Annotated in this window: 20 protein-coding genes; 9 read left to right on the top strand and 11 right to left on the bottom strand. The window is 68.5% G+C overall.

Annotated features, from left to right (window positions below):
- Positions 1-3: 3 nt before the first annotated feature.
- From ACZ50Z_RS04685 to fdxA, 6 genes are all read right to left on the bottom strand, one after another.
- Positions 4-459 (bottom strand): Rv2617c family stress response/phage resistance protein, encoded by a 456-nt coding sequence (locus ACZ50Z_RS04685; protein WP_464482484.1) that lies wholly within the window; start codon positions 457-459, stop codon positions 4-6.
- Positions 460-638: 179 nt separating this feature from the next.
- Positions 639-1,580: an NAD(P)H-dependent flavin oxidoreductase gene (locus ACZ50Z_RS04680; RefSeq protein WP_464482483.1), complete on the bottom strand. Its 942-nt coding sequence runs from the start codon at positions 1,578-1,580 to the stop codon at positions 639-641.
- Between the two features lie 5 nt (positions 1,581-1,585).
- Positions 1,586-1,930: a cupin domain-containing protein gene (locus tag ACZ50Z_RS04675; RefSeq protein ID WP_067168174.1), complete on the bottom strand. Its 345-nt coding sequence runs from the start codon at positions 1,928-1,930 to the stop codon at positions 1,586-1,588.
- Positions 1,931-1,984: 54 nt separating this feature from the next.
- Positions 1,985-2,410, bottom strand: coding sequence for a hypothetical protein (locus tag ACZ50Z_RS04670; RefSeq protein ID WP_464482482.1), 426 nt, complete (start codon positions 2,408-2,410; stop codon positions 1,985-1,987).
- Positions 2,407-3,150 (bottom strand): helix-turn-helix transcriptional regulator, encoded by a 744-nt coding sequence (locus ACZ50Z_RS04665; RefSeq protein ID WP_464482481.1) that lies wholly within the window; start codon positions 3,148-3,150, stop codon positions 2,407-2,409. The genes ACZ50Z_RS04670 and ACZ50Z_RS04665 overlap by 4 nt, the downstream gene beginning before the upstream one ends.
- Positions 3,151-3,173: 23 nt before the next feature.
- Positions 3,174-3,530 (bottom strand): ferredoxin, encoded by a 357-nt coding sequence (gene fdxA, locus ACZ50Z_RS04660; RefSeq protein ID WP_464482480.1) that lies wholly within the window; start codon positions 3,528-3,530, stop codon positions 3,174-3,176.
- A gap of 57 nt (positions 3,531-3,587) precedes the next feature.
- On the opposite strand from fdxA, the gene ACZ50Z_RS04655 reads away from it, so the two are divergent.
- The 4 genes from ACZ50Z_RS04655 to ACZ50Z_RS04640 all read left to right on the top strand — a co-directional run bounded on the left by ACZ50Z_RS04655 (position 3,588) and on the right by ACZ50Z_RS04640 (position 5,539).
- Positions 3,588-3,893, top strand: coding sequence for a DUF2249 domain-containing protein (locus ACZ50Z_RS04655; RefSeq protein WP_464482479.1), 306 nt, complete (start codon positions 3,588-3,590; stop codon positions 3,891-3,893).
- Positions 3,893-4,723, top strand: a complete 831-nt coding sequence (locus tag ACZ50Z_RS04650; protein ID WP_464482478.1) for a class I SAM-dependent methyltransferase — start codon at positions 3,893-3,895, stop codon at positions 4,721-4,723. The genes ACZ50Z_RS04655 and ACZ50Z_RS04650 overlap by 1 nt, the downstream gene beginning before the upstream one ends.
- A gap of 158 nt (positions 4,724-4,881) precedes the next feature.
- On the top strand, positions 4,882-5,094 hold the full coding sequence (locus ACZ50Z_RS04645) for a hypothetical protein (RefSeq protein WP_464482477.1): 213 nt from the start codon (positions 4,882-4,884) through the stop codon (positions 5,092-5,094).
- Between the two features lie 181 nt (positions 5,095-5,275).
- Entirely contained in the window at positions 5,276-5,539 is a 264-nt protein-coding gene (locus ACZ50Z_RS04640) for a hypothetical protein (RefSeq protein ID WP_464482476.1), read from the top strand.
- Positions 5,540-5,549: 10 nt separating this feature from the next.
- Here the strand turns inward: ACZ50Z_RS04640 and ACZ50Z_RS04635 are convergent, their stop codons facing one another.
- The 5 genes from ACZ50Z_RS04635 to ACZ50Z_RS04615 are packed head-to-tail and all read right to left on the bottom strand — an operon-like array spanning position 5,550 to position 9,609.
- Positions 5,550-6,776 carry a lyase family protein gene (locus tag ACZ50Z_RS04635; RefSeq protein ID WP_464482475.1) on the bottom strand — a complete coding sequence of 409 codons (1,227 nt, stop codon included), beginning with the start codon at positions 6,774-6,776 and terminating at the stop codon, positions 5,550-5,552.
- A complete protein-coding gene (pcaG, locus tag ACZ50Z_RS04630; protein WP_464482474.1) occupies positions 6,773-7,339 on the bottom strand; it encodes a protocatechuate 3,4-dioxygenase subunit alpha in 567 nt (188 codons plus the stop codon). The genes ACZ50Z_RS04635 and pcaG overlap by 4 nt, the downstream gene beginning before the upstream one ends.
- A complete protein-coding gene (pcaH, locus tag ACZ50Z_RS04625; RefSeq protein WP_464482473.1) occupies positions 7,332-8,096 on the bottom strand; it encodes a protocatechuate 3,4-dioxygenase subunit beta in 765 nt (254 codons plus the stop codon). The genes pcaG and pcaH overlap by 8 nt, the downstream gene beginning before the upstream one ends.
- A gap of 59 nt (positions 8,097-8,155) precedes the next feature.
- Positions 8,156-8,641, bottom strand: a complete 486-nt coding sequence (locus tag ACZ50Z_RS04620; protein ID WP_464482472.1) for a hemerythrin domain-containing protein — start codon at positions 8,639-8,641, stop codon at positions 8,156-8,158.
- Positions 8,638-9,609: a Rieske (2Fe-2S) protein gene (locus tag ACZ50Z_RS04615; protein ID WP_464482471.1), complete on the bottom strand. Its 972-nt coding sequence runs from the start codon at positions 9,607-9,609 to the stop codon at positions 8,638-8,640. Before ACZ50Z_RS04615 ends, ACZ50Z_RS04620 begins: the two co-directional genes overlap by 4 nt.
- A gap of 273 nt (positions 9,610-9,882) precedes the next feature.
- On the opposite strand from ACZ50Z_RS04615, the gene ACZ50Z_RS04610 reads away from it, so the two are divergent.
- Genes ACZ50Z_RS04610 through phtC form a run of 5 tightly spaced genes read left to right on the top strand, consistent with a single transcriptional unit; the run spans position 9,883 to position 13,528 of the window.
- Complete coding sequence (locus ACZ50Z_RS04610; protein WP_464482470.1) at positions 9,883-11,229, top strand: aromatic ring-hydroxylating dioxygenase subunit alpha; 1,347 nt, start codon at positions 9,883-9,885, stop codon at positions 11,227-11,229.
- Complete coding sequence (locus ACZ50Z_RS04605; RefSeq protein ID WP_464482469.1) at positions 11,226-11,744, top strand: 3-phenylpropionate/cinnamic acid dioxygenase subunit beta; 519 nt, start codon at positions 11,226-11,228, stop codon at positions 11,742-11,744. Before ACZ50Z_RS04610 ends, ACZ50Z_RS04605 begins: the two co-directional genes overlap by 4 nt.
- The gene (locus ACZ50Z_RS04600; protein ID WP_464482468.1) at positions 11,741-11,986 is read left to right on the top strand and encodes a dihydrodiol dehydrogenase; all 246 of its coding nucleotides are present in this window, start codon (positions 11,741-11,743) and stop codon (positions 11,984-11,986) included. Before ACZ50Z_RS04605 ends, ACZ50Z_RS04600 begins: the two co-directional genes overlap by 4 nt.
- Positions 11,970-12,788 carry a 3-(cis-5,6-dihydroxycyclohexa-1,3-dien-1-yl)propanoate dehydrogenase gene (hcaB, locus tag ACZ50Z_RS04595; protein ID WP_464482467.1) on the top strand — a complete coding sequence of 273 codons (819 nt, stop codon included), beginning with the start codon at positions 11,970-11,972 and terminating at the stop codon, positions 12,786-12,788. The genes ACZ50Z_RS04600 and hcaB overlap by 17 nt, the downstream gene beginning before the upstream one ends.
- Positions 12,785-13,528 carry a 3,4-dihydroxyphthalate decarboxylase gene (gene phtC / locus ACZ50Z_RS04590; protein ID WP_464482466.1) on the top strand — a complete coding sequence of 248 codons (744 nt, stop codon included), beginning with the start codon at positions 12,785-12,787 and terminating at the stop codon, positions 13,526-13,528. The genes hcaB and phtC overlap by 4 nt, the downstream gene beginning before the upstream one ends.
- The last annotated feature ends 1 nt before the right edge of the window (position 13,529 follow it).

Raw genomic sequence — 13,529 nt, 5'->3', positions numbered from 1 at the left:
GGGCTACCGGGCCGCGATGCCGGCTCCGATGCTGCCGCTGTGCACGCCCTGCGCCAGCCGGGCCAGCGCGATGGCGCCGACGAACAACCCGAAGTCGCGCAACGCGACGTCGTAGAAGCCGGGGCCGGTGACCAGGTCGATGATGATCCCGGCCAGCCAGGCCGCGACCACCCAGGCGCCCAGCCGCGGGGCCACCGCCACCACCACCCCGGCCACGATCTCGATGATCCCGACCAGGTACATGCACTGATCGGCCGTCCCGGGAACCAGGTCGTCGATCCAGCCGGCCAGATACATGCTCCAGTGGTGCGGGTGGGTCAGCAGGTTGAAGAACTTGTCCAGCCCGAACACGATCGGCGCGATCGTGAACACGGTGCGAAGCGCGAGGTAGGCCGAATAGGCCGGATCCCGCAACTGCTCGGCGAGGGCGGGGGCCGCGCCGACTTGGTGGGTGCTCATGGAAGCCTCCATTTCTAACGGATAATATTTTGAACGGTAGAACGCCCAAGACTGTAGCGTCAAGCATTTTGTCTGTTAGAAATGGCGAATGGCGGGGAGCGCCTGCGGCGCGACAACGCCGAGAGTCACACCGGCGTGACGGACCTACGCCCCCGCCCGACCTACGCCCCCCGGACGGACTACGTCCCCCAGCCGGACAGCAGCCGTGCCGCGCCCGTACACATCTCGTCGATGACCTCGCGCACCGACGCGTCGTCGCGGATCATCCCGACGCCCTGACCGGCATCCACGGGCGCGATCCGGCAGTCCCCGGCGGCGATCGCCGCGGTCAGTTCCTCGCAGGCGCCGGGGTCCAGCGCTTCTTCGTGACCCGTCCAGTGCTCGACGAAGTCGTTGGCCAGCACCCGCGACGGGAATCGCGCCGGCCAGGGCAGCCCTTTGGCGACGTCGAAGACGCGGGTGACCGCCGTGTCGGTTTCGGTGGCCGCGACCAGGGCCCTTCGGCCGGCGTCGCCGGTCAGCGCCTCCGGGCAGGCCGACAAGCGGGTGCCCACCCACGCGCCGCTGGCGCCGGCGGCCAGCACGGCGGCCAGGCTGCGCGCCGACGCGACGCCGCCCCCGGCCAGCACCGGCACCGTGACGGCGTCCAGGACGGCGTCCAGCAGCGGCAGCAGGCCCAGCTTGACCTCGCCGTGCCCGCCGCCCTCGGACCCGCGAGCGACCAGGATGTCGACGCCGGCGTCGACGGCTTTTTGGGCCCCGTCGCTGTCGTAAACCTGTGTGACGGTGGGGATTCCGGCGTCATGCGCTGTGGCGACCCAGGACCAGTCGGTTCCGAAACTGACCGACAACAGGGCGGGCCTCGCGGCGAGCGCATCCTCGAGCAGACCGGCCTCGTTGCGCATCACCCAGTCGACCAGGCCGATGCCGAACCGGCCGTTGACGTGCCGTAGCTGCTCGGCCAGCAGTTCCCGGGTCGCGACGCTGCCCATGCCGACCATGCCCAGACCGCCGGCCGCCGTGACCGCCGCGGCCAGCCGGCCGCCGGCGACCCCGCCCATCGGGGCGTTGACGATAGGTGCCCGCAGACCGAAACTCGTTGCCCAGGGCGTCGAGAGCATCGGCGCTAGTGCGCCGAGGGGATGGTCTTCAGCACGGTCAGCAGCACCACCGAATCCTCGATCGCGTGCAGGGCGTGGCGTTCCGGCGGAATCGCGAGGTACCCGCCGGCCTTGCCCTCCCAGGCGTCGCCGCCGGTGGTCAGGCGGACGTGGCCGCGCAGCACCTGCAGGGTGGCCTCGCCGGGGCTGTCGTGTTCGGAGAGGTCGTGGTCGGCCAGCAGGGCCAGCACGGTTTGCCGAAGCTCGTGGCTGTGTCCGCCGTGGATGGTGTGCGCGGCCCGTCCGCTGTGCGATTGTTTGGCCTCGGCGAGCTTTTCGGACGCGAGGTCGGTCAACGAAATGGAATCCATCGTGAGTCCTTCGTAGTTGCAAGGCCTTTCACGAACGGCCTTGTGGGTTGCAGGTTAACCGCTCAGTAGCAGTATCCCCGCCGCGATGAGGCCGGCCACCTTGACCGCCTCCAGCGCGACGTAGCCGTAGTGGGCCCGGGAGCGCGGTCCGTCGGATCCGGCCAGCACCCGGTCGGCACGACGGGTCAAGGCCGGCCGCACGGCGACGAGCTGGATCGCCAATGCGACGACGGCGACGGCAATCGCCGCGATGACGCCCGCCGGGCTGGGGCCCGCGATCACGATCGCCCCGATGACGAGCGCGAACGCCACCTCGACAGTGTTGAGCGCTCGGAAGACCAGCCGGCCGATGCCGAGCCCGATCTGCAACGTCACATTGGGCGCCCGAAACTTCAGCGGGGCTTCGAGGAACGAGATGGCCAGCACCATGCCCAGCCAGACGAAGGTGAGCGCGACGGCGATCGCCGTTCCGGTCGTCATTTGGCCGCCCCTTGCAGCGTCAGGTGAGCCAGACACAGGTCCGGCTCCACGAACGGGTCGAGCCGGTCCACCGAGACCGGCGCCCCCCAGGTTTCCACCGCTCCCTGCATGAGGCCGAGGTGCACCGGGCAGACGACGCTCGACCGGTTTTCGGCCAATTCCAGAAACGGGCAGTGCCGCAGCCCGACTTGTTGCTCTCCGTCGACCACCCGGCGCTCGGGCGCGAAGCCGAGTTCGTCGAGCACGTCGATCAGGCGGGCGATGACCTCCTCGGCGTTGGCGGGGGTCTCGGGCGGCGGATTGAGCTCGGCATCCACCTTGCGCCCCCAGGCACGGCCGGCGGCCAGAGCCTTGGGGCCGGGGTCACGCTCGGTGGCGAAAGCCATGGTCAAGATCTCGGCGAGCAGCCGGTAATGCCGCGTTCCGCCGCGATCCATCTGCCGGACCGCGCGGAACATCAGCGGCGGGCGCCCCGGCCCTTTGCGGTCCAGCTCGACGTGTTCCACCTGCCCGTCGGTGACCAGGCTGTCGAGGTGGAAGCGGACGGTGTTGGGGTGCACACCCAGCTCCTCGGCGATCCCGGCGATGCTCATCGGTTCCGGCGATGCCCGCAACAACCGCATCACCGCGCGGCGCCGTCCGGCCGATTCGCCCGTGACCGAACCCTGAAGCTCCTGGAGTTTCTCCAACTGCCGGGCCTTCTGAGCTTTCTGCGTCTTCTGGGTTCTCTGGGTCTTCACCGGATCCTCACACTGCTCGTCCTTCACGCCCCGTCCGAATTCGCGGCACTGGGTTGACCTGCCACCAGCGGTGTGTCGACGCCGAGCGGGCCGACCTTGGCCGCCCCGCCCGGGGAACCCAGGGGTTCGTCGCGTCCCGGCAGCGTCTCGGCGAAGAATGCCGCATTGTCGGCCAGGTGCGGCTGGAGGTCCTCGGGTAGGTCATCTTCGTAGTAAATCGCCTCCACCGGACAAACCGGCTCGCACGCGCCGCAGTCGACACACTCGTCTGGATGAATGTAGAGCGCCCGGCCGCCCTCGTAAATGCAATCCACGGGGCACTCGTCGACACACGAGCGATCCATCACATCGATGCATGGCTTCCCGATCACGTAGGTCATGGGCTAAAGTTTACACAAGATGCCTTGTAAAAATTGGATAATCGAGGCCGGAGGACCATGACTGCCAACGAACTTGACGTACGCGAGTTGCGTAAGCCGGACAAGCACCCGACGATCTTCGCGGCCTACGGCGCGCTGCGGGTCGGCGAATCGTTCGTCCTGGTGAACAACCACGATCCCAAGCACCTGCGCGAGGAATTCGAGGCCGACTATCCGGGTGGCTACGAGTGGGAATACCTCGACAAGGGCCCCACCTGGCGGATCCGGATCGGTAAGCTCGTCGACACCCCACCCCCAGCACGCCATGGACACCACGAGCTGGTTCTGGAGTCACCGCAACGCGCTGCGCGACAGGAGATCTGATGCCAGGACAACGAGCAGGTTCCGAACTTCCGCTGCCGGCATCGCGCCGTGACGACAGAGCGGTCGCCGGCCATTGGCTGCTGGCCCGGCTCGGCAAACGCGTGTTGCGCCCCGGCGGGGTCGAGCTGACCCGCACGCTGCTGTCGCGTGCGGAGCTGAGCGGCGCCGATGTGGTCGAGCTGGCGCCGGGCCTGGGCCGCACCGCCACCGAGATCGTGGCCCGCGGGCCCCGGTCGTACGTCGGCGCCGAAGGCGACCCCGACGCGGCCAACATGGTCCGCGGCGTGCTTTCCGAACTCGGTGCGCAGAATGCCGCCGTGCGGGTGGCCGACGCGGCCGAGACCGGTCTGCCCGACGCCAGCAGCGATGTCGTCATCGGAGAGGCGATGCTGACCATGCAGGGCGACGCGGCCAAAGGGGCCATCGTCGCCGAGGCGGCGCGCGTGCTGCGGCCGGGAGGTCGCTACGCGATCCACGAACTCGCGCTCACCCCGGACACGGTGTCGGAGGAGATCAGCACCGACATCCGGCAGGCGCTCGCGCGTTCGATCAAGGTGAACGCGCGTCCGTTGACGATTGCGGAATGGTCGAAACTGCTCGCCGAGCACGGATTGGTGGTCGACAACGTCACCACCGCGCCGATGGCGCTGCTGCAGCCCCGCAGGCTGGTCTCCGACGAGGGCCTTCTCGGGGCGCTGCGGTTCGTCCGGAACGTGCTTGTGCACCCCGATGCCCGCAAGCGGGTCCTGGCGATGCGCCGCACGTTCCGCAAGCACCGCAAGCAACTGGCCGCCGTGGCGATCGTCGCCCACAAGCCGGCCGCCGGCTAACCGTTCGCCTTTGCGCCGCTTCCGACATCGGGTCCCGACTTTGGGCCCGTTCCGCAATCTTCGCGTGACGGTTTAGTGACGCCCCCTGACGTAACTTGGCTGCGGCAGTTGTGGGGAGAACAAGGGAGATTGCCGGCATGGGGGCTAGCCCACCGTCGTTGACGGATTCCGACCTCGACGCGTTGGCGTCGGATTTCCTGCAGTCGCATTACCTCGGCTCCATCTACGCCGATTGGTCACCCGATCGGCGGCTCGACGTGTTCCTGAGGCGGCGCGGCCTCGCCAGGGTGGCCAACGACGGCGACCTGTCTTACAACGTCTTGCAACGCATCATGTCCCGGGCGGGCCGTGCCTCATTGGCGCGGCATTGATCGGCCTGCTCTTCTGCAGCAGAACCAGGTAGGCAACCGCGATGAACAAAATCCGTGAAAAAGTTCGAGTTTTGACCGCCGAAATGACGACCCTCGCATTGGTACAGACGTACTATTGCGCCCTAGAGCTGAAAGTGCCGCCGGGGACGGGTGGGGCGTCGAGGCTAGCGGGGAGGGGACGATGAATTCACCGAAATGGACGGTTCATTGGCCGCAGCGCAGGCCGACGGCCACGATCTACCAGCTGACCGACCGACTCCACCGGGGCCATGTCGCCCGGGTGCCCGCCCACCAGATCACCGCGACGGTGTCGGCATGGCTGGCCGACCTGGGCGCCGACAGCCCGTTGGTCGACGAACTCGAGCGCGCCGTGTGCGGTGGCGACTGGGCGGCCGCGCACGCGCTGGGCGAGTGCTTGTCCATCGAGATCGCGGTGGCCGACTGAAAATCGCCGGTCAGCGCGCAGCGAGTATTCGCGCGGCGCGGCTCAGGCTGTCGTCGATCAGTCGATCGACGGCGCCGAAGTAGGTCGGCGAGGCTGGTTTGCCCACCAGCTCGGCGATCGCTTGCTGCTCCCCCAAAACATCTGCGGCGTCGAGGTTTTCGGCCATGCGCTGCGTGTGCACGGCCAGTCCGGCCAGCAACTCCGCCGTTTGAGAACCCGCGACCACGGTGCGCCTTCCCAGGGTGCGCAGGGTGTCCCATTCCGCATGCCAGGCCCCGTCGGGCCGTTCGTCGTTGGCCAGCGCCGCGGCGGTGTGCAGGGTTGCGGCCAGCGGCGGCGCCGACAGGGCGGTGCGCCGGATCAGGATGGACAGCACGGGGTTTCGTTTGTGCGGCATGGACGACGAGCCGCCCCGGTTGTCCGCCGCCGGTTCGCTGACTTCGGCGATTTCCGGGCGGGCCAGCGTGACGATGTCGGAGGCGATGCGGCCCCAGCAGTCGGTGCAGCCGAGGAAAGCGTTGCCCGCACCGGTGATCGGCGCGCGGGCGGTGTGCCACGGCGGCCGCGGCGCCAGGCCCAACGCGGCTGCCGTGTCCGCGGCGAGGCCGGCCGACACCGAGGCCGGGTCGGAAACGCCGGTGAGCAACGCCGCCAACTCGGTGGTGGCGGCCGATGTCCCTGCCGCGCCGCCGATCTGGATGGGCGTGTTCAGCGTGGTGATCCGCTCGAACGCGTCGACGACCCCGTTGAGCCAGCCGGCGGCCTTGGCGCCGAAGGTGGTGGGCGCGGCGTGCTGGGTGAGGGTGCGGGCCACCATCGGCGTGGCCCGGTGCCGGGTGACGAGTTCGGACAGGGCGGCAATCTGCTCCCTGAACTGTGTGATCAGGTCATCGGCGACCGCGCGCGTGGCCAGCATCAGGCTGGTGTCCAGGACGTCCTGGCTGGTGAGTCCGCGGTGAATCCACGGCGCAACGGCCGGGTCCGCGCGTTGGCGCAGCAGCTTCACCAGGGGGATGACGGGATTGCCGCCGTCTTCGGCGGTGACGGCGAGCGCCGCACAGTCGTTGTCCGTGACCAAGTTCCGCAAGTCCGCGCCGCGGCAGTCGGCGGGTGCCAATTCGGCGCCCGTCAGCGCGGTCAGCCACGCGGATTCCACCGCGACCATCGAGCCCAGCAGTGCCTCATCGGTCATGTGCTCGCCGGCTCGGTGGTCTCCGGGCCACAGCAGGTTCGTCATCGCGCATCTACCCGGTACGCCAGAAACACGGTCTCGACCGGGCCCTGCAGGTGGATGTCGAAACGGTATGTGGTGCCGTTATTTTCGGCCATACAGAACATCGTGGGCAGTCGCTCCGCGGACACGGCCGCCAACAGCGGATCGGCGTCCGGCTCGGCCCCGGGTAGATAGGCGCGGGCGAACAGCCGGTTCAGCAGGCCCCGCGCGAACACGGCGAGGGCGAAGTACGGCGGCCGGCCGTCGATCACCGAACCGGGCGTCAGGGTGGTGAACACGTAACGTCCGGCCTCATCTGTCGCGCACCGGCCCCAGCCGGTGAACGAGGGGGTGTCCCGCCGACGCAGCGAACCCGCTTGCCGCGCAATGCGTCCCGCGCTATCGGGCTGCCAGAGTTCGACCAGCGCGTCGGGGACCGCGGCGCCGCGCCCGTCGTACACCGTGCCGTGCAGCCGGATGGCCTGCGGATGGCCGTCGCCGACCAGCGCGCTGTCACCGGGATACGGCAATCCCAGGTCGAGGAACGGTCCGACCGTTTGCCCTGGCGTGCAAGCTGTTTCAGTCATGCGTGCCTTCGGTGGGGGTGGGTGCGCCGCCGGCCAGCACGACGTCCCATCGGTACCCGGTCGCGTACTCGGGCTCGGTCAGCTCGTGGTCATAGCGGGCGATCAGGCGTTGCCGCGCGGCCGGGTCGAGGATCGACTGGAAGATCGGGTCCAGCTCGAACATGGGGTCGCCCGGAAAATACATCTGGGTGACCAGGCGCTGGGTGAACGCGGTTCCGAAAATGGAGAAATGGATGTGCGCCGGGCGCCAGGCGTTGTGGTGGTTGCGCCACGGGTAGGGGCCGGGCTTGATGGTCAGGAATCGATACGAGCCGTCCGGCCCGGTCAGGCAGCGGCCCGCGCCGGTGAAGTTCGGGTCGAGCGGGGCCGGATGCTGGTCACGCTGGTGGCGGTAGCGCCCGCCGGCGTTGGCCTGCCAGATTTCGATCAGCTGACCCGCCACGGGCCGGCCGCCTTCGTCGAGGATGCGTCCGGCCACCACGACGCGCTCCCCGAGCGGCTCGCCCGGATGCCCGGCCGTCAGGTCGGCGTCGAGCGGGTCGACGTCCTGATGGCCGAAGCACGGCGCCCACAGCTCGACGCCCTCGGGATCGACGGCGACCAAAGGTTGCGTCGGATGGCGCAGCGACGTGCCGCGGTACGGCGGATAGTCGAGGCGCGGCTGCCCGTCTCCCCCATCGGAACCCGGGTATTGCGCTGCGATGCGGGCGATCTCCGCCGTGATGTCAGCCTGAGAAGCGACACACTCGGCGTCCATGAGCCGTGACGCTACTCTCGATGCTCCCCCGAAACCCGCAAGCGGGCGGTGTCGTCGGGCTAGAGGGAGCGCACCAGCGCCGCGCGACCCTTGGTGCGCATCTTGTACGCCGCGGAGCCGCGGTATTGCTCCATCTTCGCGGCCATTTTGTTGCCGAGCTCTTCGAGTTCGTCGTCGGTGATTTTCACCTCCGGCGGGGCCGGGATCATGTCGCGTTCCTCTTCGTCGGCGTGCGCCTCGAGCACGGTCTTGAAGGAGTTCCACTCGTCCTCGTAGCCGGGAGAGCCCTGTGGCGTTCTCAGCAGCACGGAAAGCTGGTCGACCACCTGGCGGTGTTCGGCGTGGGCGACCGCGATCAGCTTGGTGGCCGCGCGCAGCGCCGGGTAGTACAGGTCGTCCTCGATCCGGAAGTGGATGTCGAGTTCGATCAGCAGGTCGTCGAAAAGCTCATGTCGCTCTTCGGAATTCACCGGTGCATCACTGATCTTGCGGCCGAGGCCCTTGATCACGATGTGGTGTTCCTTGAGCACGTCGTAGGCGTTCAATTGACTCCTCCTTTAGCGATTCCGACCGCGCCGCCGGGGGCGGGCTGCTGCTCACCGCGGACCTCGACCACTCCGTCGACCAACCGAGCCTCGTAGCACGGCAGCGGCGCCGCTGCGGGACCACGCACCACCTCGCCGGACTCGGCGGCGAACCATGAGCCGTGCCAGGGGCACACCAACCGGCCACGGTCCATCCAGCCGTCGGCCATCGGGGCGGCCAGGTGCGGGCAGAATTCTCCGTACGCCGCGACTTCACCGGGTTTGGTCTGGCAGACCACCAGGCCCACCCCGTCGACCTCGACGCGCACCGGTTTGCCGTTCAACGAGCTCGCGGGCAGCACCGGCGTCCAGGTGGAGGTGCGCAGCCGCGGACCCGACTGGTCGATGCCGATGCCGGAGTCGAAGACCAGCGCCCCGCCGAGGTAGCTGCCGGCGACGGTGATGCCGTAGCCCAGCGCGGTGAGCACGATGCCGCGCCCGTGACGTCCCCTGCGCCGGTCCCACCACGACTGCATGTACAGCGCGGTGGCGGCGACGTTCAACAGGCCGTGCACCGCGCCGACCCGGCGGTCCTCCTCGTGGGTGTGCTGCCAGTCGGTGACGCCGGTGACGGCCGAGCCCAGGCTCGCCAGGATGCCGACCCCGAGGGCGCGGGAGGCGAACCGCGAGGCGTCGACGACCTCGGAGGCGGGTTGGCCCGGCAGCACGCTGAGTGCGTCCAACGCCACCGTCGTGCCGAGGGCGCCACTGGTCAGCGACGCCAGGGGCGGGTGCACCGGGTGCCCGAGCCACACTCCGTTGAGTGCGTTGGCGACGGTATTGCGGGCCCCGCCCAGGCCGTTGTAGGCGAAGCTGAGCAGGTGTTCGAACCGATAGCTCGGCCGATCCATCCACTCCTGGCGCCCGATAGCGGCCAGAACCTTCGATCCGACCTGCTGCAATCGACCCCCTCGTGGCCGACCCACCATGGCACCCCGCCTTTCCTCAAATCAGTGGAAAATAACCGTTAATAACCGCAAAACCGAACGATTACCCGCAGTTTACTCCGCGCTCACATACACCGAACGGTTGCCGTGACCCACCGTAGCCGCGGGTTTCCGGCGGTTAGTTGTGTGCAACCTGTGAATCGGCTCCAAGGATTCTGGCGGGCCCCCGTCGACGCCTGCCTCCGGTGATTGACCGGCGCCGAAGGCTGCGGGATTCTATTGAGCGGAGAGTATTTCTTTACAACAGAGGGCGTGATGGCGAGCGAGAGCGACGAATGGGTCGGGGTCTTCGACAACGTGCGCCGCGGGATGGTCCCCGCGCACATCTACAACGACTCCGAACTGTTCGCCCTGGAGAAGGAGCGGTTGTTCGGCCGGGCGTGGACGTTCGTGGGACACGCGTCCGAAATCCCGCATGACGGCGACTACGTGGTGCGCCGGGTCCTCGACGACTCGTTCATCATCACCCGGGATTCCGCCGGCGAGCTCCGGGCCCTGTTCAATATGTGCCTGCATCGCGGAATGCAGGTCTGTCGCGCGGAGATGGGCAACGCCTCCAACTTCCGCTGCCCCTACCACGGCTGGACCTACCGCAACGACGGCCGGCTCACCGGGCTGCCGTTCCACCGGGAGGCCTACGGCGGCGACGAGGGATTCGACAAGGGCCAAACCCTTTTGCCCGCACCCAATTTCGCGAGCTACAACGGCCTGCTGTTCATCAGCCTGGATCCGAATGCCGAACCACTGGAAGACTTCCTGGGTGACTTCAGGTTCTACCTGGACTACTACACCAAACAAAGCCCCGGCGGCGTCGAGGTGCGGGGCCCGCAGCGCTGGCGGATCAAGGCGAACTGGAAGATCGGCGCGGAGAACTTCGCCGGCGACATGTACCACACCCCGCACACCCACGCGTCGATCGTCGACATCGGACTGTTCCGCGAGCCAAAAGCCCAGAAGCGCAAGGACGGAGCCACCTATTGGGCGCACCGCGGCGGAGGAACCACCTACAAACTCCCGCCCGGCAGCTTCGAGGAGCGGATGCGCTATGTCGGCTACCCCACCGAGATGATCGACCGGATCAAAGACGTGTGGACGCCGCAACAGCAGCGGGTGGTCGGCGAGGACGGGTTCATGATCTCGGCCGCGACCTGCTTTCCGAACCTGAGTTTCGTGCACAACTGGCCGAAGGTGGCCGACCGCGAAGATCAAGTGCTGCCGTTTATCTCGATCCGGCTGTGGCAGCCCATCAGCGAGAACGAGACCGAGGTGTGTTCGTGGTTCGCCGTGGACTCCACCGCTCCCCCGCAGTACAAACAGGATTCGTATAAGGCATACCTGATGTGCTTCGGGTCGACGGGCATGTTCGAGCAGGACGATGTGGAGAACTGGGTGTCGCTGACCACCACCGCGGGCGGCTCGATGGCGCGGCGACTGCTCCTCAACAGCCGCATGGGCCTGCTCGCCGACGACCGGCCCGTCATCGAGGCGTTGGCGCCCAACGCCTTTCACGGACCAGGACGCGCGCAGGTCGGCTACAACGAGCACAACCAGCGCGCGCTGCTGGCCATGTGGGCCGACTACCTGCAGAGGGCCGACACATGAGAAAACCCTTGCCGTTCAACGACACCCGGCACCTCGAGGCGCATCAGTTCCTGGTCGACGAGGCGTACCTGCTCGACGCCCAGCAGTATGAGTGGTGGCTGGACACGCTGACCGACGACGTCCGCTACACCATGCCGGTGCGGGTCACCACCGCGCGCGGGGCCGGGTTCGACACCAGTCCGGGCATGGACCATTTCGCCGAGGACAAGTACTCCCTGACCCAGCGGGTCGCGCGGATGGGCACCGAGCACGTGTGGGCCGAGGACCCGCCGTCGCGGCTGCGGCATTTCATCACCAATGTGCGCACCTTTGCGGGAGACGACCCAGCGCACCTGGTGGTGGAGTCGGCCGAGCTGCTGTTTCGCAGCCGCGGCGACGTGAACGACGCCGCCCTGATGTCCTGCGGACGCGAGGACGTGCTGCGCCGGTGTGGCGATCGCTGGAAGCTGGCCCGCCGCATTATCCTCACCGACGAGTCGGTGCTACGCATGCAGAACCTGGCGGTGTTCCTATGAGCGACGAACCCATCACGATCGCCAACGAATTCACCGAAGTCGTGGTGCGCCGCATCGACACCCGCAACGGCTCACGCCTGCTGATCAGCGCCCCCAGGTCCGGGCAGTGGATCACTCTCGACGCGCTCGAGGTCGAGGCCTTGACCTGGCAGAACCCCCGTACGCTGGCCGCCATGGTCGGCAATTCTCACGCGCCGCTGCTGCCCGACGACCCCGAGGAGCGCGATGACGGGCTGGCTTGACGGCAAGCGCGCGCTGGTCGTCGGCGCCGGCTCGGGGATTGGCCGCGCCGTCGTCGACGCGTTTCGCAGCGAGGGATCCAAAGTCGCTGCGCTGGAACGCGATCGGGAAAAGTGCGGCACGCTGCGCGCGCAGCTGCCCGACGTCCCCGTCGTCGAGGGCGACGCGACCACCTACACGGCCAACGAACGGGCCGTGACCGCCGCCGTGGACGCCTTCGGCGGGCTGGACACGCTGGTCAACTGCGTCGGGATCTTCGACTTCTACCGGGGCATCGGCGACATCGAGCCCGACGACCTGCCCGGCGCGTTCGACGAGATGTTCCGCACCAACGTGCTCAGCCATCTGCAGTCGGTGAAAGCGGCGATTCCGGCGCTGCGGGCCGAGACGGGATCCTCGATCGTGTTGACCGGGTCCGCCTCGTCGTTCTATCCGGGGCGCGGCGGCGCGCTGTACGTCTCCTCGAAATTCGCGGTGCGCGGGTTGGTTTCGGCGCTGGCTCACGAGTTGGCGCCGCATGTCCGGGTCAATGGGGTGGCGCCCGGCGGTACCCTGAACACCGATCTGCGCGGCCTCACCAGCCTGGGGCTGGGCGACATCCGCCTCGACGACAGCCCCGACCGGGCCCGCGACGTGGCGGCCCGCACTCCCCTGCACGTCGCGCTCACCGGCGAAGACCACGCGTCCAGTTATGTGTTCCTGGCGTCCGACCGCTCCCGCGGGATCACCGGCGAAACCGTCCGCCCCGATGGCGGATTCGGCCTCGGCGCAACAGAATCCGGACCAAAACGGACCGACCGATGACCGACCGGCTGGAGCGGCAACGCACCCTGGTCGCGCTGGGCTGCCGCGTCGCGGCGGCCCGCGGCCTGGTCGACGGCATCCTGGGTCACCTGAGCCAGCGGGTCGACGACGAGCGCCTGTTGGTGCGCTGCCGCAGCGACACCGACGACGGGGTGGCGTTCACCCGGCCCAGCGACATCCGGCTCGTCCGGTTCGACGGCACCGCGGGTGCCCCAGGCGAACTCGACGGGTACCGCGTTCCCAACGAATTGCCCATCCACGTCGAGACCATGCTGGCCGACCCGCGCCACACGGCCGTCGCACACCTGCACCCGCCGGCGGTGGTGGCCGCCGACCTGGCCGGCATCACCATCCGGCCCATCTACGGCGCCTACGACATTCCCGGGGCCTGGCTGGCGCGCGGCGGCGTCCCCGTCTACGAACGCGCCGTGCTGATCCGGGATACCCGCCTGGGCAAGGAGATGGTGGCGGCCATGCGCGGGGAGCCCGTGGTGATCTGCCGCGGGCACGGAATCACCAGCGCCGCAGCGACGGTGCCGCAGGCGGTGCTGCAGGCGATCAGCGTTGACGCGCTGGCCCGCATGTCGTTGCGGGTGCGCGCGGCCGGCGGAACGCTGCGCGACATCGACGACGCGGACTGGGACGACTTGCCGGATCTGGGGCCCGCGCTCACCGCCGAGGCGGCCTGGCGCCACGAAGTGGCGCGGCTGCCGACGGGACCCGCATCGTCGCCAGCCTGAC

The organism is Mycobacterium sp. NTMscope_MAC_269 (genome assembly GCF_976985695.1).
Note: the sequence above shows the minus strand (reverse complement) of the source record. Positions and strands in the feature narration are given on the sequence as shown.

Excerpts from the sequence above, each read along its gene's own strand:
- ACZ50Z_RS04685 (WP_464482484.1), bottom strand. The coding sequence starts at position 459 with ATGAGCACCCACCAAGTCGGCGCGGCCCCCGCCCTCGCCGAGCAGTTG.
- ACZ50Z_RS04680 (WP_464482483.1), bottom strand. The coding sequence starts at position 1,580 with ATGCTCTCGACGCCCTGGGCAACGAGTTTCGGTCTGCGGGCACCTATC.
- ACZ50Z_RS04675 (WP_067168174.1), bottom strand. The coding sequence starts at position 1,930 with ATGGATTCCATTTCGTTGACCGACCTCGCGTCCGAAAAGCTCGCCGAG.
- ACZ50Z_RS04670 (WP_464482482.1), bottom strand. The coding sequence starts at position 2,410 with ATGACGACCGGAACGGCGATCGCCGTCGCGCTCACCTTCGTCTGGCTG.
- fdxA (WP_464482480.1), bottom strand. The coding sequence starts at position 3,530 with ATGACCTACGTGATCGGGAAGCCATGCATCGATGTGATGGATCGCTCG.
- ACZ50Z_RS04655 (WP_464482479.1), top strand. The coding sequence starts at position 3,588 with ATGACTGCCAACGAACTTGACGTACGCGAGTTGCGTAAGCCGGACAAG.
- ACZ50Z_RS04650 (WP_464482478.1), top strand. The coding sequence starts at position 3,893 with ATGCCAGGACAACGAGCAGGTTCCGAACTTCCGCTGCCGGCATCGCGC.
- ACZ50Z_RS04640 (WP_464482476.1), top strand. The coding sequence starts at position 5,276 with ATGAATTCACCGAAATGGACGGTTCATTGGCCGCAGCGCAGGCCGACG.
- ACZ50Z_RS04635 (WP_464482475.1), bottom strand. The coding sequence starts at position 6,776 with ATGACGAACCTGCTGTGGCCCGGAGACCACCGAGCCGGCGAGCACATG.
- pcaG (WP_464482474.1), bottom strand. The coding sequence starts at position 7,339 with ATGACTGAAACAGCTTGCACGCCAGGGCAAACGGTCGGACCGTTCCTC.
- pcaH (WP_464482473.1), bottom strand. The coding sequence starts at position 8,096 with ATGGACGCCGAGTGTGTCGCTTCTCAGGCTGACATCACGGCGGAGATC.
- ACZ50Z_RS04615 (WP_464482471.1), bottom strand. The coding sequence starts at position 9,609 with ATGGTGGGTCGGCCACGAGGGGGTCGATTGCAGCAGGTCGGATCGAAG.
- ACZ50Z_RS04610 (WP_464482470.1), top strand. The coding sequence starts at position 9,883 with ATGGCGAGCGAGAGCGACGAATGGGTCGGGGTCTTCGACAACGTGCGC.
- ACZ50Z_RS04605 (WP_464482469.1), top strand. The coding sequence starts at position 11,226 with ATGAGAAAACCCTTGCCGTTCAACGACACCCGGCACCTCGAGGCGCAT.
- ACZ50Z_RS04600 (WP_464482468.1), top strand. The coding sequence starts at position 11,741 with ATGAGCGACGAACCCATCACGATCGCCAACGAATTCACCGAAGTCGTG.
- hcaB (WP_464482467.1), top strand. The coding sequence starts at position 11,970 with ATGACGGGCTGGCTTGACGGCAAGCGCGCGCTGGTCGTCGGCGCCGGC.
- phtC (WP_464482466.1), top strand. The coding sequence starts at position 12,785 with ATGACCGACCGGCTGGAGCGGCAACGCACCCTGGTCGCGCTGGGCTGC.